We start from the raw sequence: 17,283 nt of genomic DNA, 5'->3' as shown, positions 1-17,283 counted from the left end.
GAAAACATAGGGAACGAAGTATATGTATATGGATTTTTAATATATTGGTTCGCAGCCAAATACCTTGACGCTATATACGTCGCCTTCTACTGTTTCGACACCTGCCCGAGAATGGATCCAAATGATCCGGGGCAGGCAAACATCAGAAGTCAATGAATGGATTGATCCACTTTCGATCATGGATGACCGTGCCGCCTGAACTATCGCGTTAAGTTCCTGAACATCCTTGCTGGCTAACTAACTGTGCACCCGTCAAAACGGTGAACACCGTAGAGCCGCTGAGCTTCCACGCTCGCGACTCGAACAGTGTTCACCGTTTTTGCGTTGCGCCGGAGTTGATTTCGCATCTGCATATAATAAGGAGCGTTATATGTCTGGACAGCATCATTTCCTGTTGACACCCGGCCCGTTGGCATTGAGCGATGAAGTCAAAGCGCAGATGCAGTTCGATATGGGTTCGCGCGATCAAAGTTTCAAAGACATCACGGCGTCCGTGCGCGAACGCATCCTCGACCTGATCGACGGCAACGGCACCCATTCGGTGGTTCCCATCCAGGGCAGCGGCACCTACGGCATCGAGGCCGCGCTGGCGACGTTCATCGGCTCGACCGCCAGGCCCCTGGTCTGCATCAACGGCATCTACGGCGAGCGGATCCTCAAGATCCTCCAGTTGCGCGGCATTCAAGCCGCGAGCCTGAGGGCGTCGAGCGACGAGCCGCTCTCGGTGTCCGACATCGCCGCGCACCTGGATCGCGACCCGGCCATCACCCACCTGTGCTTCGTGCACTGCGAGACCACCACCGGAGTCATCAACCCGCTCGACGCCATCGTGCAGCTGGCCCGCCAGCGCGGCGTGCGCACGGTCATCGATGCGATGAGTTCCTTCGGCGCCGTCGACATCAGCGCCCGGCGCACCGGTTTCGATGTCCTGGTGACGTCCAGCAACAAATGCATCGAAGGCCCGCCGGGCGTGGCGTTCGTCATCGCCTCGCTGGCGCTGCTGGCGGGCACGGGGCATCCGGTCAATTCGTTTGTCCTGGATGTGCGCGATCAGTGGCAGTCGCTCGAACAGAACGGCGAATGGCGCTCCACGCCGCCCACCCATGTGATCCAGGCCTGCGCGAAAGCGTTGGAAGGGCTCAGCGCGGAGGGCGTGGTCCGCCGCGGCGAACGCTACGGCGCGGTGCGCGACGAGATCGTCCGGGCCATCGGGCGCTACGCGGCGCCGCTGCTCAACGTCCAGGCGCGCTCACCCGTGTGCCTGGCGCTCACGGCGCGGGGCCTGATCAACACCCAGAAGGATTTCGATGCGCTGTACCTGCACCTGGCCAGGTACAACCTCTACATCTATTCGAAGCTGCATCCGCAGACGCGCAGTTTCCGCATCGGCTGCATCGGGGCCATCCGGCCGGCGTGGATCCTGCTGCTGACCACCGCGTTCCGCGATTTCTTCGAGGGCGCCGGCAGCGCCGCGAAGGCGTCGGCCCACTCCGAACCCGAACTCATCAAAGAGGCCTTGTGACATGTCCCGATACCTTCCCAGTTCGCAACTGTCCGCAGAGACCGCACTGCTGCACGCCGGCTACCGCCATGACCCGGTGACCAAGTCGGTGGCCGTGCCGATCTACCTGTCCTCGGCCTATGAGCTCGACGGCGACCTGCAAAAGATCGCCGACGTGTACAACGTCAAGGAAGACGGCTTCACCTACACCCGGATCATCAATCCGACCACGCGCATCCTGGAGCAGCGCTATGCCGCAGTGGACGGCGGCCGCGATTCGCTGGCCGTGGCCTCGGGGCAGGCGGCGACGTTCCTGGCCCTGGTCAACCTGAGCAGCGGAAAGCCCGGCGACAACGTGGTGGTGTCGAAGTACCTGTACGGGAACTCGTGGAACCTGCTGTTCAACTCGTTCAAGCGCCTGGGCATCGAGGCCCGCTCGGCCGATCCGCGCGAGCCGTCCTCGTTCGAGGCCCTGGCCGACGACCGCACCATCGCGTTCTTCGGCGAGACGTTTTCCAATCCCTGCCTGATCCCCTTGCCGGTGGCGGCCCTGGCCGAAATCGGCCAGCGGCTGGGGATCCCGCTGGTGGTCGACAACACGGTCACGCCGCTGGTGAGCCGGCCCGGGGCGCTGGGCGCCGCGATCACCACCTATTCGGCGACGAAGTACATCTGCGGGCACGGCACCACGCTGGGCGGGCTGGTGGTCGACAACGGCCGCTTCGCGTTCGACGAGCCGCGCCGCTTCCCGCTGTTCAACGAACCGGACGAGGCGCACGGCGGCATTCTCTGGCGCGAAGCGGTGGACAAGCTCGGCGACCTCGGCGCCAGCGCCTTCCTGCTCAAGGCCCGGATGACCTGGCTGCGCGACACGGGCGCGGCCATCAGCCCGCTCAACAGCTTCCAGTTGATCCAGGGCCTGGAGACGCTGCACCTGCGCATGCAGCGCCACTGCGAGAACGCGGCCGTCGTGGCCAGGTTCCTGCAGGGCCACCCCAAGGTGCGCCGGGTTTCCTATCCGGGGCTCGCCACCGGCCAGGAGCGCGAGCTGGTCGATGAGCTGATCGACCCGAAGGTGGGACACGGCGCCATGATCCTGTTCGAGCTGGAGGACGAGACCGCCGGCCGCACCTTCATCCAGAACATCCGTCTGCTGTACCACGTGTCGAACGTGGGCGACGCGCGGACTCTGGTGACGCACCCGGTCTCGACCACCCACACCACCGTGCCGAAGCAGCAGCGCGAGGCGGCGGGGATCTACGACGGTTCGATCCGGCTGTGCGTCGGCATCGAAAACGTGAACGACGTGATCGACGACATCAAGCGCGGGCTCGATGCCATCTGACCCCATCCGCCAAGGAAGACGCCCCATGGAAACGTCCCAGGACTGGAAACTGCGCAACAGGAAATTCAAGACCTTCCACTTTTCCCGCGACATCACGCGGGAGCTGGCCCAACTGCGTCCCGACAACCTCACCGGTGCGCTGTACGTGCTCAAGGACTATCTGGTGGTGCTGGCGTGCGCCTTCGCCACGGTGCAGATCAGCTGGTGGCTGTACCCGGTCGCGGTGCTGATCATCGGCGCGCACCAGCGCGGCCTGACCACGATCTCCCACGACGCCGCGCACCGGATCCTGGCGAAGAACACGCGCTGGAACCATTTCCTCGGCACCACCTTCGCCGCTTACCCGATCTTCCAGCGGCACTGGGCTTACAGGGTCTCCCATGTGCACCTGCACCACCCGCACCTGGGCGATCCGGACAAGGACCCGGACCTGCAGTTCTTCATCCGCAGCGGCGTGTACGAGGTCCGAGAGCCTCGGGAGTACCGCAATTCGATCGTCTGGAAGGCGATCTTCGGCGGCGCCACGCTGCGCTACCTGAAATACCTGTGGCACAACCGGTTCCTGATCTCGGACAAGGAAGACAAGGCCGTCGACCGCCGAGGCGCCAAACTCGACGCCTACGGGTTCGTGGCGTTCTGGGTGATCGTCGTCGCCGGTTTCGCCCTGGCGGGCGCGCTGCACTGGCTGGTGCTGTTCTGGCTGGTGCCTTACCTGACCACGTTCCAGATCCTGGGCTGGTTCACCGAGATCGCCGAGCACTCGCCCCTGTGCGAGACCGAAGAGCAGAACATCCATCTCACCCGCAACCGCAAAGGCAACCTGATCGAGCGGGTGCTGTTCGGCGTGAACTACGACGAATACCACCTGGAGCACCATCTCTCGCCCGGTGTGCCGTTCTGGCTGCTCAAGCGTGCGCAGCAGATCCGCCTGCGGGATCCGGACTACGCCGAAGTCGCCGCGACCTGGGGCGGCCTGTTCGTGAAAGGTCCGCAAGGGCAGCCCAGCGTCATACGGCAGTTGCTGGAGCGCAACCGGCGGCTCTACGAGGCGCAGCCCGCCGACCTGGCGACGGCGGGGCAGGCACGATGACCGGCCCGCTGCAGGAGCCAAGGCGCGCCGTCGTCGGAGTGACCGCCAACCGTCAACTGCTCGACGGCGTCCACCGCGAGCGGTTGCGGCGGCGCTACATCGAGGCGCTGGAGCGGCACGGGCCGGTCGAGTGCGTGATCCTGCCGACCGTCGACGGCGACCAGCCGTGGGACGTCAGCGTGTCCAGGCTGCGCCGGGTGCTGGGTCGACTGGACGGCCTGGTGCTGACCGGTGACGAGTCGAACCTCGATCCCGCAATCTTCGCCGGCGAACCGCGGGCGTGGAACCGCGGGGCGGACGATGTGATCCCCGAAGAGCGCGACCGGCCGAGGGATCGCCTCTCCAGCGCCGCCCTGACCGTCGCCCTCGAACTGGACATGCCGGTGCTCGGCATCTGCCGCGGTTTTCAGGAAATGAGCGTGCACCGCGGCGGTGCGCTGCATGCGGACCTGAAGGCGCTGGGCGGGGCGGTCGTGCACAGCGAGAACCCCGACGTGCCCCGCGATCAGCAGTACCTGCCGGCGCACAGTGTGCGCGTCGTCGCCGGGGGATGGCTGGCGTCTCTTGTCGGGGAGGTGGAATTGCAGGTTAACTCGCTGCACAACCAAGGCATCACGGCGGTGCCGCCGGGTGTCCGGCCTGAAGCGGTGGCGCAGGACGGCGTGATCGAAGCGCTTTCCTACGCGACCTCGGACACCTTCCAGTTCGGCGTGCAGTGGCACCCCGAATGGCACGCCGCCAACGACGCGACCAGCCAGAAGCTGTTCAAGGCTTTCGCCGATGCATGCCTGGTTTACCAAGCGAAGGAGCGCGAATCCGCCTAGGCATTCAGCCGTCCGGCCTCAAGCCCCGTTCGATCAACCCTACAAGCCCATTGGCGGATCTATGGATTTTCATTTGCTGTTGCTGTTTTCGGTCGCTTTCACGTCGGCGGTCGCGGTGCCCGGCCCCAACGTTGCCTTCGCGGTGGCGCAGGCGCTCAAGCACGGCCTGCGCACGACCTTGCCCGGTGCGCTGGGCTTCGGGCTGGCCACCGCCGTGCACGCGACGGTGGTGCTGTCGGGCGTCGGCCTGCTCATCCACGACAACCGCTGGATCCTCACGTACCTGCGCTGGATCGGCGCGATCTACCTGGCCTGGCTCGCCTTGAGCGCGTTCTTCTCCAAGTCCGGGCCGAGCGACGCCAAGGCCGAGAACTCCAGCCCGCGGCAGATGTTCGTCGATTCCTTCCTGGTCTCGCTGACCAACCCCAAAGGATGGCTGGCGAGCCTGCTCACTTATCCCAGCTTCATCAGCCCGCACTTTTCGTACAGCACCCAGGCCATCGCCCTGAGCGTCACCGCGATGGTCATCTCGCTGTCGATCTACGGCGGCTACATGTTCCTCGCGCACAAGGCGCGGGCAGCGTTCGACAACAAAACCGCACTGAACCGGATCACCGGGGTGATTTACGCAGTGGTCGCACTGTGTCTGGTGCTGTTGCCTTATTGAGGCGCAGCACCCAAGGACGGCCAACGGCTCAACAGCACAGCACAAGGAACAGAGCGCATGACCTACGACTACATTGTGATCGGCGGCGGCAGCGCGGGCTCGATCATCGCGCGGCGGCTCGCCGATGCGGACATCGGTTCAGTCCTGCTCATCGAAGCGGGGCCGGCGGACGAGGGCGTGCCGGCGATGATGGACATCTCCCGCCTGTTCGAACTCGATGCCCGCACCGACTGGGGGTTTCTGGCGGAGCCGACGCGTCACTCCGACCGGCGCCTCACGTACTCCCGGGCCCGGATGCTCGGCGGCTGCGGCAACCACAACGACTGCGCCTACCTGGTGCCGCCGCCCGCGGACTTCGACGCCTGGCGCGACCTCGGCGCCGACGGCTGGTCGGGGGAGGAGGTGTTGCCGTACTTCGAGCGCCAGAAGGAGCGCATCACCGTCGAGCGACGTCCGGAGCGCCACCCGGTCTCCCGGGCGTTCCTTGAGGCGGGCGTCGAACTGGGCCTGCCGAAGGTGGATTTCAGCCAAGGGGTCGGGCCCGGCATCGGCATGCTGACGCTGAACGCGAAAGGGCGGCTGCGCAGTTCCTCGTCGGTCGCCTATCTGCATCCGTTGGGCGAGGGGCACGACCGGCTCAAGATCCTCACCGACACCCAGGTGACGCGGATCGAGTTCACCGGCACGGTGGCCAGCGCCTGCCTCACCGACAAGGGACGCTTCGGGGCGCGGCGGGAGATCCTCCTGTGCGCCGGCAGCATCCAGTCGCCGCAGCTGCTGCTGGTTTCCGGCGTCGGCGACGGCGCGGCGCTGCGCGACCTGGGCATCGACGTGGTCCACGACAGTCCCGGCGTCGGCAAGCACCTGGTCGACCACTATTCGGTGCCGGTGATCTTCGAGACGGCCGAAGCGGTGCCCGAATGGGACGTGACCCCCTACGAAGCCATCGCGATGCTGAAGACCCGGCCGGACGGCGCGTCGGCCGAGAGCCAGATCCAGCTGGGCCTCACCGCCGGCTGGGTCAACGGCAGGTTCGGCGACGAGTACGAAGCGTCGGCCCCCAAACCCCGGACCGTCATCGCCCTGGAGCCCAATGTGGCCATCAGCCGCAGCCACGGCGAGGTGCGCATCACCTCGGCGGATATCGCGGTGCCGCCGGCCATCGAGCTCAACTACCTGTCCGACGCCGAGGGCCACGACGAGGACGTGCTGCTGGCCAGCGTCCGGTTCTGCCGCCGGCTGGGGCAGACGCAGGGGTTGGGGAGCATCATCCGCCGGGAGCTGGCGCCAGGCCCCGACGTGCAGAGCGAGGCCGAGCTGCGCCAGTACATCCGCGACAACTGCCAGACCTACTACCACGCTTCCGGCACCTGCCGGGCCGGTGCGGCGGACGATCCCCTCGCGGTGCTCACGCCGGACCTCAAGGTCAAGGGCGTGTCGGGGCTGCGGGTCTGCGACGCGTCGGTGTTCCCGGCGATGGTCTCGGTCAACATCAACGCCACGGTCATGATGGTCGGCGAGAAGGCCGCCGACCTGATCATCGGCGAGGCCAGGGCAGCCGCCACCGGCCACTGACGTTCACGCTGAGACCGAACACGCGTGCGAACCCTTTACGGAGGCTTGGAAGCCTATGTCGATCAGAATCCCCAAAGGTTTGCCGGCGGTGACCGCCCTGGCGACGGAAGGCGTCACGGTGACCGACGAAGACCACGTCGCGCAGCCGCTGCAGCGCCCGTTGCGGATCGGGTTGCTTAACCTGATGCCCAACAAGATCAGCACCGAAATCCAGATCGCCCGGCTGCTCGGCGCCACACCGCTGCAGGTGGAGCTGACGCTGGTCAAGATCAGCAACCACGCGCCCAGGAACACGCCGCTGGAGCATCTGTCGTCGTTCTACCGCGCCTGGTCGGACATCAAGGAGCAGACGTTCGACGGCTTTATCGTGACCGGTGCGCCGATCGAAACGATCCCGTTCGAAAGCGTCAGCTACTGGGACGAATTCACCAGCATCCTGCGCTGGACCCAGACCCATGTGCACAGCTGCTTCAACATCTGCTGGGGTGCCCAGGCCGCCGTGCACTATTTTCACGGCATGCCCAAGCATGCGCTGGGCGAAAAGGCCTTCGGCGTGTTCAGGCACCATGGGCTGAGCAGCGGGTCACCCTATCTCAAGGGGTTCTCCGACGACTTCACCGTGCCGGTGTCGCGCTGGACGGAAATGCGCCGCAGCGACATTCCCGCCGGCAGCGGCCTGCGCGTGCTGATCGATTCCCCGGACACCGGGATCTGCCTGCTGGACGACCCGAGGCACCACTCGCTGCATTGCTTCAACCACATCGAGTACGACTCGCACACGCTGGCCGACGAATACTTCCGCGACCGGGACGCCGGAAAGGACATCCGCCTGCCCAGGAACTATTTCCCGGACGACTGCGAAACCCGCCCGCCGAAGAACCAGTGGCGCAGCCATGCGCACCTGCTGTTCGCCAACTGGATCACGCAGATCTACCAGACCACGGCGGCCGATCCGAAGAGGATCGGCAGCGACAGGTTCACGCCTTCCGTGGTCCGGCCTGCGCACACCGTGCCACGCGCCTCGGAGCTGCTGTGGTGCAAATAACCTTCTGACCGTCGGGTGAACACACATGAGCATGACGTTCGATGAACTGAAACACGCGGTCGCCTCCGGCACCGTCGATACCGTGCTGGTGTGCCTGGTGGACATGCAGGGACGCCTGATGGGCAAGCGGTTCCACGGCGATTTCTTTGTCCGCCACGGCCATCATGAAACCCACGCCTGCAATTACCTGCTGGCCGACGACGTCGAGATGGCGACCGTGCCGGGCTACCTCAGCGCCGGCTGGGCGCAGGGGTACGGGGATTTCCTGCTCAGGCCCGACCTGTCCACCCTGCGGCGGTTGCCGTGGCTGACGGCCACCGCGCTGGTGATCTGCGACGTGTTCGACCACCACGGCCGGCCCGTGGCCCATTCGCCGAGGCAAATCCTGCAGCGCCAGTTGCAGCGGCTCGCCGACCGGGGGCTGCGCGCCTGCTTCGCCTCGGAGCTGGAGTTCTACCTGTTCGACGAACCCTACGAGACCCTGTCGGCCCGTCGCTACGCCGATCCGAAGACCTTCGGCAGCTACAACCAGGACTACAACATCCTGTCGACCACCCGGCAGGAATCGGTGATGCGCCCGATCCGCAACGGCCTGCACGGCGCCGGCATCAGCATCGAATGCACCAAGGGGGAGGGCGGACGGGGCCAGGGGGAAATCAATGTCCGCTACGCCGACCCGCTGGTGATGGCCGACCATCACACGATCATCAAGCACGGCAGCAAGGAAATCGCGGCCCTGCACGACAAGTCCATCACCTACATGGCCAAGTGGAGCGACACCCTGGCGGGCTCCTCCAGCCACGTGCACGCCTCATTGTGGTCGCTGGACGGGCAGGCGCTGTTTCGCGGCGACCCCGAGGCGCACGGCATGTCCGACCTGATGCGCCACTACCTGGGCGGCCTGTTGAAGTATTCCCAGGACATCACCCTGTTTCTGGCGCCCACGATCAACGCCTACAAGCGGTTCCAGAGCGACACGTTCGCGCCGACCAAGGTCGCCTGGAGCCATGACAACCGCACCGTGGGCTACCGCGTCTGCGGCGAAGGCACCGAAGCGGCCAGGGTCGAATGCCGCATCGGCGGCGCCGACCTGAACCCCTACCTGGCGTTCGCCGCGCTGATCGCGGCGGGGTTGTCGGGCATCGACGAGAACCTGCCCCTGTCGCCCGCGTTCGTCGGCGATGCCTACCGCGACCGCGAACTTGCGCAAATCCCGAAGACCCTGCGCCACGCCACCGACATCGCCCAGGGGTCGACCTGGCTGCGCGAGGCGCTGGGCAACGAGGTGGTCGACCACTACGTCCATGCCGCACGGTGGGAGCAGTCCGAACACGATCGGCGCGTCACCGACTGGGAGCTGGCCCGAGGGTTTGAGCAGGGCTGACCTGCGCCTGGGCCGTTTCCCCGATCCTCCCCGCGAAAGCGCAACGCTTTCACCGCAGACGCCGTTTGCGCCGCCTCGATCCGCCGAAATTGTCGGCGGATTGAGAGTTTCTATGGCTTTTGCGGCGAATTTCAATTTCGCCACGCCCCCACCCGGCGCTAGACTGCGGCCTTGCCGCAGGAGAGCGGCCGGCGCACCCGCAGCGGCGTCCGGTCCTGGATTACGCACTGAACAATGGGGGGACATGAACGCGCAGGCAGGTGACGGGTATCTGCCGCTATCAACACCGCCCTGAAAAAAACAATGGTGTCGCAGGCATACGCGTAAGTTTCTGACGTCCATCGACCTTCCGATGCTCGGATTAAAGAAGGCGCGGCGTCCCTGTATTCCTCGATCCCGACAGAAGTGATCATCATCGTGAGGGAACAAGATGACTGGGGGCTTTTCGAACAACCACTCCGTGCAATGGGAACATGAAGTTCTCGACACAGTGGGCACCTTGCAAGCGTTTATCAGAAAGGCGGCACCGTTGAAGGTCGACATGGTGCTGGAGGGGGAGACCGGCACCGGCAAGGACACCTTGGCCCGGCGCATCCATGAACTGTCCGGGCGCGAGGGCCAGCTGGTGGCCCTGAACTGCGCGGCGGTGCCGGAGCAACTGGCCGAGAGCGAGCTGTTCGGGGTCATCGCCGGCGCCTACACCGGCGCCTCCAAGTCGCGGGCCGGCTACATCGAGGCGTCGAGCCGCGGCACCCTGTACCTCGACGAGATCGACAGCATGCCCCTGCTGCTCCAGGCCAAGCTGCTGCGGGTGCTGGAGATGCGCGGCATCGAACGCCTGGGCTCGACCCGCTTCGTGCCGCTGGACCTGCGGGTGATCGTCGCCACCCAGACGCCGCTGGAGAAACTGGTGGAAGAGGGCAAGTTCCGCCGCGACCTGTTCTTTCGCCTCAACGTGATCAAGATCCAGCTGCCGACCCTGCGTTCGCGCCTCCAGCACGTGCAGCCGCTGTTCCAGCGCTTCGTCAGCGAGGCCGCCGAACGCCACCGGCAACCGATGCCGGCCCCGGACCCGCATCTGCTCAAGTGCCTGCTCAGCCACCGCTGGCCGGGCAACATCCGCGAACTCAAGTGCGCCGCCGAACGCTTCGTGCTGGGCATGCCTGCCCTGCAGACCGACGACCCTTCGCCGCCGTGCCGGCAGGCCGCACCGCTCAAGAGCCACCTGCGGCTGTTCGAGAAGACCCTGATCATGGATTGCCTGTCGCGTCACGCCAAGTGCATCGATTCGGTGGTCAGCGAGCTGGGCATTCCGCGCCGCACGCTCTATCACCGCATGAAAAGCCTGAGCATCGACTCGCCCGAACTCTGACGCCCGCCGTCCGTCAACCGACGCCCGGAACCTGCCGCACCGGCCAAATCGCGTTCGCCATGGAACCGCTTCCGAGAATCGACCACTCATTGTTCGAACACCATCCGGTGCTCAAACAACAATCGATTATCAGGAGTAAACACTATGGCCGGTACCGCATCCCTTGGCGCTTCGATGGCTGCCATGCAACAGATGGACGCCACTGCAGCAGCCACCACCACCATGAACGCCCAGGCCCAGTCCAACAAGATGATGACCGATACCGTCAACGGTATCGCCAGCGCCTACCAGGACTCCGCCACCAAGGCGCAGAACGCCGCCCAGCAGACCGGCAAGGCGATCAACTACTAAGTGGTCACAGGCCCTTCCGGCCTTGGCCGGAAGGGCCATGACTCGGGCAATCCAGGCAAGGAGCACCTTATGTTTTCCACTGCGTTAACACTCCCTCCAGGCGGTTCGTTCCAGGGCGGCTTCAGCCTGCCGGGCATGGGCGGATCCCAGGGCGGCTCGGGCAACGCCGCCGGGCAGATCGCTGAGCTGTTGAGCCAGGCGCTGTTCGAGAAGAACGGCAACGGCGCCAATATCCGCGACGCGAAAAACCCGCTGCTGGGCATGATCGCCGACTACATGGACAAGAACCCCGGCAAGTTCGGCAAGCCCGACGACGCCAACGGCAAGGTGCGCAGCTGGCGCGATGAGCTGAGCGAGGACAACTACCTCAACGGCGAAGAGAAGGCCGCCTTCACCAAAGGCCTGGAAGGGCTGATCAAGGATATGTTGGGCGGCGGCCTGCAGAACGGCGGCCAGTTCGGCGGCGGCAACGGCGGCGGGGGCTGGAACCCGATGCCGGGCGGCAACGGCGGCGGTGGCTGGAACCCCATGCCCGGCGGCACCGGTGGCGGTGGCGGCGTGCAGGACCTCTTGTCGTCGCTGCTGGGCAGCCTGGGCGAGGAGAAGCTCGACAACCTGCTCAAGCCCACCGGCAACCCGGCCCGCGACGCGCGCGGCGAGATGGCGTTCTCCAACGAAGACAAGGACGTGCTCAAGGAAGTCGCCCGCTTCATGGACATGCACCCTGAAGAGTTCGGCAAGCCGGACGGCAAGTCCAAGGACTGGATGGGCGAGCTGTCCGAGGGCGATCAGTTCATGTCCCGCGACGAGAGCAAGCAGTTCCAGAAGGCGATCGACATGATCAAGGGCGAGGTCAAGGGCAGTGCCCAAGGCAACTCCCTGGGCGGACTGTTCCCCAACGCCGAGCAGAACTTCCTCAACGGCGGCGCCGGCAACACGCTGCAGACCGATGCCCGGATCACCGCCGGCAACGTGCTCTCGGTGCTGACGCAGCAAAGCACCGGCAGCCTCTTCGGCTGAATGTAAACCTTCGTCTTGGCAGGAGAGCGTGAATGGCGATTACAGGGGTAACAACCGGGCATTCGGGGACATCCGTGTCCGAGGCAGCGCCGGTCAGGCCGCCTGCCGAGGCGGACATTGCCTGGTTCAACGCACAGATGCAGCAGGCGGCGACACGCGCCGCCAGCCAAGAGCCGCAGCCGTCGGCGGTTTCCCAGGCCTCGACGGCGCTGCAGAAGGACGCCGACAAGGCCTCCCGCGACCTGCAGCGGGCCGCGCGGTCGGTGGATCCGCAGCAGGCGCTGCAGGCCAACCGGTCGCTTTCGTCGTTTTATCTGCAAAGCCTGCTCAGCGCCAAACTGGTGAGCAAGGCCGCCCAGAGCGTGGAAAAACTCACCAGTCTTCAATAAGGCGCAGCCATGCATCCCAAGGTATTCGGGCCGCTCGCGGCGGTGCTGATGGTTCTGCTGCTGGCCGGTTGCGGCGAGCGCATGGAACTGCACCGCGACCTCTCTGAACAGGACGCCAACGAAGTGCTGGCGGAACTGGCCGGCAAGGACATCGACGCACAGAAGCGCCTGGACAAGAACGGCGTGGCGGTGCTGGTGGCCAGCCGCGACATTTCCCGGGCGGTGCGGGCGCTGGAGGCGGTGGGCCTGCCGCGCCGCTCGCGGTCGAGCCTGGGCGAGGTGTTCCGCAAGGAAGGGGTGATCTCATCGCCCCTGGAGGAGCGGGCGCGCTATCTCTATGCGCTGTCCCAGGAACTGGAGCAGACCCTGTCGCAGATCGACGGCGTGGTGGTGGCGCGGGTGCATGTGGTGCTGCCCGAGCGCATTGCGCCGGGCGAACCGGTGCAGCCGGCGTCGGCGGCGGTGTTCATCAAGCACCGCGCCGAGCTGGATCCGGACAGCGTGCTGCCGCGCATCCGGCGCATGGTGGCCAGCAGCATTCCGGGGATCGGCGGTGCCGACGACAAGAAGCTTGCGGTGGTGTTCGTGCCGGCCCAGGGCTACCGCGAGACCGTGGAGACGGTGACCGTCGGCCCGTTCACCCTGACCCGCGAACGCTGGCGCTTCTGGCAATGGCTGATGGGGTTGTGCGCGGTGGCCGCCGTGCTGCTGGTCGCCGGCCTGTTCGCCCTCAATCCCCGTTGGCGCCAGCGCCTGGGCAGCAGGGCGGGCGGCGCCGGGAACGCGCCGAGCGGATCGGCATGACGTCGCTGGAGGTCACGCCGCCGCAGGCCCTGGCGTGGGTGCGCTGGTGGGTCGTGGCCGGTCCGAAGAACCCGTCGGCCTCGGCCCGCTTGGCCCAGGTTCCCGAAGCATGGCTGGAACGGTGCGCGGGCATGGACGCCACGTTGCCGGCGCCGCCCAACCCCGGCCTGCTGCCTTTGCTGGCACTGGACGCGGCGCAGTGGTCGCGGGTGCTGGCATTGGCGGCGGCGGTCTGCGCCGGCAGCCAGGCCGCGCCGCAAGGGCTCGACGAGGCCGGCCGGCTCTGGTGCCGCCGCTTGGGCCGGGCGCTGCAGCCGGGGCACTGGCTGCCGGCCCGCTGGCGCGACGGCGATTCCCGTACCCAAGGCCTGCGGCTGCTGCGGGCCTGGGTCGGCGAGCCGGTGTGGCAGCGCCTGCGCCTGGAGTTCGCCGGCACGCCCATTGAGGACGCGCCGCTCGAAGGGCTGCCGCACGCCAGGCTCGCATCGCTGTGGCAGGCCGTCGGCTGGTACGCCCTCACGTTCACAACACAAGGATCCTCCCATGCTGACCCGTCGCCGCCTGAGCCTGAGCCATCCCCAGGCGCTGCCTGACGACCCCGTCCTGCGCCGAGAAATCTTCGAGGACAGCCTGCTGGCCGGGCAACTCCTTGAACATGCCCGCGCCCAGGCCGAAACGTTGCTGGCCGACGCCCGCGAAGAAGCCGACCGGCTGCGCGAAGACGCGCAGGCCCGTGCCGTCGCCGACGTCTTGCAACAGGCCGATGCGCTGCTCGCCCAATGGCAGGCGCAGCGCGAACAGATGTGGGACGGGATTCTCGCCAGCGCCGAAGCATTGATGGGCCAAGCCTGGCAGCAATTGCTGGGCGAGCAGGGCGACGCAGTACGGATCGCCGCCCTCTGTCGGCAGTTGAGCGCCGCCCGGCCGCCGGACGAGCCCGGTGTGCTGCATTGCCACCCCGACCGGCTGGACCTGGCCGCCCGCCATCTGCAACAGGCCCAGGCCGTGTGGAGCCTGCGCGCCGATCCGCAGCAGGCGCCGGACAGCCTGTGCCTGCGCACCGAGCAGGGCGACTTCACTCTCGACTGGCAGTCCCTGGGCAGTGCGCTCTGGCCGCTGCCGGACAGCGCAGCCATGAACCCGGAGCAATGACTGCAGGCGAGCAGGGAACCAACTCCGGGATCGGGCCACTCAGTGGGCAGTTTCCGACCTGGAGTCTCACCATGCTTTCTCCCGATGCACTGCGCCGCCGCCTGGACAACAACTTCGAACATGCGCAACAGGATCTGGACGCTTCGGCGCTGGACATGGACGCTTTCTCCCCGGACGACTGGCATGCCTTCAACTCGGCGATCCGTCAGTCCTCCACCGCCAGTTGGGCGGCGAACCAGGAAATCGTGGTCAAGCACAACCTGGCCAAGGCGATCATCAATGAAATCCGCTGAGTTGGCGGTCACCGCGCAACGCTGGCTGGACGGCGGCGACGGCGAACTGGGGCTGTTGATCGACGGCGCGCCGCTGCGCCTGCAACGGCGTCCCGGCGGCGTGCTGTGCCTGGCCATGCTCAGCGCGGCCTGGCGCGGCGACGACACAAGCCTTGAAGCGGCGCTGCGCCTGTCCGGGCCGAGCCTGGGGCGCTTCAGCGCGGCCCTGGCGCTGGATCCGGCCGAGCGCCGCCTGTGCCTGATGCGCTACCTGCCGTTCCAGGGCATCCCGGCGCTGATCGCCGCCATCGAATCGCTGGCCAATCAACGGGACGTGTGGGAGGCCATGCTCGAACGCAGCATGCCCGTCTCCCGCCCCCTGACACGTCCTCTGCCTCTGGGAAGATCCTATGTTTAAGCGACTGTGCGCCTTGACCCTGCTGCTGGCCGCGTCCAGCCCGGCGCTGGCCGTGGTGCCCGACGACTGGCGGCAATCGGCCTACGCCTACGAGGCTTCGCGCACGCCGCTGGAGACCGTGCTCAAGGATTTCGCCAACGCCTACGGCGTGGGCCTGAGCCTGAGCGGCGTCAGCGGCGTGGTGGACGCCAAGCTGCGGGCGGCGACGGCCGAGGAATTCCTCGACCGCCTGGCGCTGGAGCATCAGTTCCAGTGGTTCGTCTACAACGGCAAGCTCTACGTCAGCCCGCAGTCGGCCCAGGTCTCGCAGCGGCTGGAGGTGTCCGCCGACGCCGCGCCGGACCTGAAGCAGGCGCTGACCGACATCGGCCTGCTGGACAAGCGCTTCGGCTGGGGCGAGCTGCCCGACGAAGGGGTGGTGCTGGTCAGCGGGCCGTCGCGCTACGTCGAGCTGATCCGCGGGTTCAGCAAGGAGAAGGCCAAGCCCGACGACAAGCAGCAAGTGATGATGTTTCCGCTGCGCTACGCGGCGGTGGGCGACCGCCAGGTCAATTACCGCGAGCAGAGCCTGCGCATCCCCGGCGTGGCCAGCATCCTGGAGGACATGCTCGACAGCCAGCGCTCCACGCAGCCGTCGCCCCAGGATCCCAAGGCCAACATCGACGCCCTGCAAGGCATGGCGGACATGGCCCGGGGCAAGATCCTCAACCTGGCCAGCGAACGCACCGCCGGGCGCAGCGGCCACCGCCCCCAGCCCTCCGCCGGCCAGCGCCGGGTGGCGGCCGACGTGCGCAACAACGCCGTGCTGATCTACGACAACCCGGACAAGCGCGCCACCTACCAGCAACTGATCGAGCAGTTGGACCTGCCCGGCAACCTGGTGGAGATCGACGCGATCATCCTCGACATCGACCGCAGCCAACTGGCCAACCTGGAGTCGCGCTGGTCGGCCAAGGCGGGCAAGGTCGGCTTCGGCAGCTCGTTGCTCAACAGCGGCTCCTCGACCCTGTTCATCAGCGACTTCGAGCGGTTCTTCGCCGAGATCCAGGCGCTGGAGGGGCAGGGCATGGCCTCGATGATCGCCCGGCCCTCGGTGCTGACCCTGGAGAACCAGCCGGCGGTGATCGACTTCAGCCGCACCCAGTTCATCACCGCCACGGGCGAGCGGGTCGCCACGATCCAGCCGGTGACCGCCGGCACCAGCCTGCAGGTGGTGCCGCGCACCATCGGCGGCGGGTCGAGCAACCGCTTCCAGTTGATCGTCGACATCGAGGACGGCCAACTGGAGCAGCAGCGCGACCAGCAGACGCCGACGGTCAAGCGCGGCACGGTCAGCACCCAGGCGGTGATCAGCGAAAACCGCTCGCTGGTGATCGGCGGCTTCCATGTGGACGAGCAGGGCGACCAGAGCGACCGGGTGCCGGTGCTGGGCAAGCTGCCGTGGGTCGGGCCGCTGTTTTCCTCGACCCGCCGCGAACTGTCGCGCCGCGAGCGCCTGTTCATCCTGACGCCGCGCCTGATCGGCGACCAGGTCGACCCGGCCCGCTACGTGGCCAGCGAAAACCGCGGGCAACTGGACCGCGCCCTGGCGTCCGGTCGCCAACCCGGCGGCCCCGCGGTGCTGCGGGCGGCCATCGGCGCGACCTTCGCCGAACTGGTGCGCGGGCGGATACCCGGTGATATCAAACGAACATCATCTGGTGTGGCCTTGGGCGACCTGTGTAAAGTGGACGGCCCGTTCGCGCTGGACCGCGGGCGGATGCAGTGGTTCAGCGCAACGGACTACTCGGTGGCGGTCGGCGTGGTCAAGAACGTCGGTGTCAAACCGCAGCGCTTCAACCCCGAGGCGTGTTCCGGCGCCGCGACCTTGGCAGTGACGGCTGCCCCGCGGTTCCTGTTGCAACCTGGTGAATCAACGGAGGTGTTCGTGGCCTTGCGGCCCGCAGCGACAGCGTCGCCTGCGGCGGCACCGGCACGGGTATCGATGTTGCCCCCGCTTTCGCGCGGGTTATAAGAGAAGACTCAATAATCTGGACATGGCGTTTGCCTGTCGCGGTGCCCTTAAGCAGCTAGG

18 protein-coding genes are annotated in these 17,283 nt (G+C 66.5%); all 18 read left to right on the top strand.

The features are described 5' to 3' along the window. Nucleotides 1-370 precede the first annotated feature (370 nt). The 18 genes from ACIP0B_RS01015 to sctC all read left to right on the top strand — a co-directional run bounded on the left by ACIP0B_RS01015 (nucleotide 371) and on the right by sctC (nucleotide 17,223). Complete coding sequence (locus ACIP0B_RS01015; RefSeq protein WP_400829039.1) at nucleotides 371-1,522, top strand: 2-aminoethylphosphonate--pyruvate transaminase; 1,152 nt, start codon at nucleotides 371-373, stop codon at nucleotides 1,520-1,522. A 1-nt stretch (nucleotide 1,523) separates the two neighbouring features. After that, nucleotides 1,524-2,846 carry an O-acetylhomoserine aminocarboxypropyltransferase/cysteine synthase family protein gene (locus ACIP0B_RS01010; RefSeq protein ID WP_400829037.1) on the top strand — a complete coding sequence of 441 codons (1,323 nt, stop codon included), beginning with the start codon at nucleotides 1,524-1,526 and terminating at the stop codon, nucleotides 2,844-2,846. Between the two features lie 25 nt (nucleotides 2,847-2,871). Then, nucleotides 2,872-3,936, top strand: a complete 1,065-nt coding sequence (locus ACIP0B_RS01005) for a fatty acid desaturase (RefSeq protein ID WP_400829035.1) — start codon at nucleotides 2,872-2,874, stop codon at nucleotides 3,934-3,936. Next, on the top strand, nucleotides 3,933-4,760 hold the full coding sequence (locus ACIP0B_RS01000; RefSeq protein WP_400829033.1) for a gamma-glutamyl-gamma-aminobutyrate hydrolase family protein: 828 nt from the start codon (nucleotides 3,933-3,935) through the stop codon (nucleotides 4,758-4,760). Before ACIP0B_RS01005 ends, ACIP0B_RS01000 begins: the two co-directional genes overlap by 4 nt. A 61-nt stretch (nucleotides 4,761-4,821) precedes the next feature. Beyond that, nucleotides 4,822-5,427 carry a LysE family translocator gene (locus ACIP0B_RS00995; protein WP_217892069.1) on the top strand — a complete coding sequence of 202 codons (606 nt, stop codon included), beginning with the start codon at nucleotides 4,822-4,824 and terminating at the stop codon, nucleotides 5,425-5,427. Between the two features lie 57 nt (nucleotides 5,428-5,484). Next, complete coding sequence (locus ACIP0B_RS00990) at nucleotides 5,485-7,002, top strand: GMC family oxidoreductase (RefSeq protein WP_400829030.1); 1,518 nt, start codon at nucleotides 5,485-5,487, stop codon at nucleotides 7,000-7,002. 55 nt (nucleotides 7,003-7,057) lie between these two features. Next, nucleotides 7,058-8,047: a homoserine O-succinyltransferase gene (gene metA, locus ACIP0B_RS00985; RefSeq protein WP_400829028.1), complete on the top strand. Its 990-nt coding sequence runs from the start codon at nucleotides 7,058-7,060 to the stop codon at nucleotides 8,045-8,047. A 31-nt stretch (nucleotides 8,048-8,078) separates the two neighbouring features. Continuing rightward, nucleotides 8,079-9,431, top strand: coding sequence for a glutamine synthetase family protein (locus ACIP0B_RS00980; RefSeq protein ID WP_400829170.1), 1,353 nt, complete (start codon nucleotides 8,079-8,081; stop codon nucleotides 9,429-9,431). Nucleotides 9,432-9,861: 430 nt separating this feature from the next. Then, nucleotides 9,862-10,803: a sigma 54-interacting transcriptional regulator gene (locus ACIP0B_RS00975; protein ID WP_400829026.1), complete on the top strand. Its 942-nt coding sequence runs from the start codon at nucleotides 9,862-9,864 to the stop codon at nucleotides 10,801-10,803. A gap of 144 nt (nucleotides 10,804-10,947) precedes the next feature. Then, on the top strand, nucleotides 10,948-11,154 hold the full coding sequence (locus tag ACIP0B_RS00970; RefSeq protein ID WP_085583717.1) for an ATP-dependent helicase HrpA: 207 nt from the start codon (nucleotides 10,948-10,950) through the stop codon (nucleotides 11,152-11,154). Nucleotides 11,155-11,223: 69 nt separating this feature from the next. Further along, nucleotides 11,224-12,174, top strand: coding sequence for a DNA-binding protein (locus ACIP0B_RS00965; RefSeq protein ID WP_400829024.1), 951 nt, complete (start codon nucleotides 11,224-11,226; stop codon nucleotides 12,172-12,174). A gap of 74 nt (nucleotides 12,175-12,248) precedes the next feature. Beyond that, nucleotides 12,249-12,563 carry a type III secretion system inner rod subunit SctI gene (gene sctI / locus ACIP0B_RS00960; RefSeq protein ID WP_400829022.1) on the top strand — a complete coding sequence of 105 codons (315 nt, stop codon included), beginning with the start codon at nucleotides 12,249-12,251 and terminating at the stop codon, nucleotides 12,561-12,563. A 9-nt stretch (nucleotides 12,564-12,572) separates the two neighbouring features. Then, a complete protein-coding gene (gene sctJ, locus ACIP0B_RS00955) occupies nucleotides 12,573-13,367 on the top strand; it encodes a type III secretion system inner membrane ring lipoprotein SctJ (RefSeq protein ID WP_400829020.1) in 795 nt (264 codons plus the stop codon). After that, nucleotides 13,364-13,960: a hypothetical protein gene (locus ACIP0B_RS00950; RefSeq protein ID WP_400829018.1), complete on the top strand. Its 597-nt coding sequence runs from the start codon at nucleotides 13,364-13,366 to the stop codon at nucleotides 13,958-13,960. Before sctJ ends, ACIP0B_RS00950 begins: the two co-directional genes overlap by 4 nt. Further along, complete coding sequence (sctL, locus tag ACIP0B_RS00945) at nucleotides 13,911-14,519, top strand: type III secretion system stator protein SctL (protein WP_400829016.1); 609 nt, start codon at nucleotides 13,911-13,913, stop codon at nucleotides 14,517-14,519. The genes ACIP0B_RS00950 and sctL overlap by 50 nt, the downstream gene beginning before the upstream one ends. 71 nt (nucleotides 14,520-14,590) lie before the next feature. Continuing rightward, entirely contained in the window at nucleotides 14,591-14,812 is a 222-nt protein-coding gene (locus tag ACIP0B_RS00940) for a serine kinase (protein WP_400829014.1), read from the top strand. After that, nucleotides 14,799-15,209, top strand: a complete 411-nt coding sequence (locus ACIP0B_RS00935) for a type III secretion system chaperone (protein WP_400829012.1) — start codon at nucleotides 14,799-14,801, stop codon at nucleotides 15,207-15,209. The genes ACIP0B_RS00940 and ACIP0B_RS00935 overlap by 14 nt, the downstream gene beginning before the upstream one ends. Continuing rightward, entirely contained in the window at nucleotides 15,202-17,223 is a 2,022-nt protein-coding gene (sctC, locus tag ACIP0B_RS00930) for a type III secretion system outer membrane ring subunit SctC (RefSeq protein WP_400829010.1), read from the top strand. The genes ACIP0B_RS00935 and sctC overlap by 8 nt, the downstream gene beginning before the upstream one ends. The last annotated feature ends 60 nt before the right edge of the window (nucleotides 17,224-17,283 follow it).

The organism is Pseudomonas sp. NPDC089534, from assembly GCF_044749305.1.
In the GTDB taxonomy this organism is placed as follows: domain Bacteria; phylum Pseudomonadota; class Gammaproteobacteria; order Pseudomonadales; family Pseudomonadaceae; genus Aquipseudomonas; species Aquipseudomonas ekonensis.
Note: the sequence above shows the minus strand (reverse complement) of the source record. Positions and strands in the feature narration are given on the sequence as shown.

Excerpts from the sequence above, each read along its gene's own strand:
- ACIP0B_RS01015 (WP_400829039.1), top strand. The coding sequence starts at position 371 with ATGTCTGGACAGCATCATTTCCTGTTGACACCCGGCCCGTTGGCATTG.
- ACIP0B_RS01010 (WP_400829037.1), top strand. The coding sequence starts at position 1,524 with ATGTCCCGATACCTTCCCAGTTCGCAACTGTCCGCAGAGACCGCACTG.
- ACIP0B_RS01005 (WP_400829035.1), top strand. The coding sequence starts at position 2,872 with ATGGAAACGTCCCAGGACTGGAAACTGCGCAACAGGAAATTCAAGACC.
- ACIP0B_RS01000 (WP_400829033.1), top strand. The coding sequence starts at position 3,933 with ATGACCGGCCCGCTGCAGGAGCCAAGGCGCGCCGTCGTCGGAGTGACC.
- ACIP0B_RS00995 (WP_217892069.1), top strand. The coding sequence starts at position 4,822 with ATGGATTTTCATTTGCTGTTGCTGTTTTCGGTCGCTTTCACGTCGGCG.
- ACIP0B_RS00990 (WP_400829030.1), top strand. The coding sequence starts at position 5,485 with ATGACCTACGACTACATTGTGATCGGCGGCGGCAGCGCGGGCTCGATC.
- metA (WP_400829028.1), top strand. The coding sequence starts at position 7,058 with ATGTCGATCAGAATCCCCAAAGGTTTGCCGGCGGTGACCGCCCTGGCG.
- ACIP0B_RS00980 (WP_400829170.1), top strand. The coding sequence starts at position 8,079 with ATGACGTTCGATGAACTGAAACACGCGGTCGCCTCCGGCACCGTCGAT.
- ACIP0B_RS00975 (WP_400829026.1), top strand. The coding sequence starts at position 9,862 with ATGACTGGGGGCTTTTCGAACAACCACTCCGTGCAATGGGAACATGAA.
- ACIP0B_RS00970 (WP_085583717.1), top strand. The coding sequence starts at position 10,948 with ATGGCCGGTACCGCATCCCTTGGCGCTTCGATGGCTGCCATGCAACAG.
- ACIP0B_RS00965 (WP_400829024.1), top strand. The coding sequence starts at position 11,224 with ATGTTTTCCACTGCGTTAACACTCCCTCCAGGCGGTTCGTTCCAGGGC.
- sctJ (WP_400829020.1), top strand. The coding sequence starts at position 12,573 with ATGCATCCCAAGGTATTCGGGCCGCTCGCGGCGGTGCTGATGGTTCTG.
- ACIP0B_RS00950 (WP_400829018.1), top strand. The coding sequence starts at position 13,364 with ATGACGTCGCTGGAGGTCACGCCGCCGCAGGCCCTGGCGTGGGTGCGC.
- sctL (WP_400829016.1), top strand. The coding sequence starts at position 13,911 with ATGCTGACCCGTCGCCGCCTGAGCCTGAGCCATCCCCAGGCGCTGCCT.
- ACIP0B_RS00940 (WP_400829014.1), top strand. The coding sequence starts at position 14,591 with ATGCTTTCTCCCGATGCACTGCGCCGCCGCCTGGACAACAACTTCGAA.
- ACIP0B_RS00935 (WP_400829012.1), top strand. The coding sequence starts at position 14,799 with ATGAAATCCGCTGAGTTGGCGGTCACCGCGCAACGCTGGCTGGACGGC.
- sctC (WP_400829010.1), top strand. The coding sequence starts at position 15,202 with ATGTTTAAGCGACTGTGCGCCTTGACCCTGCTGCTGGCCGCGTCCAGC.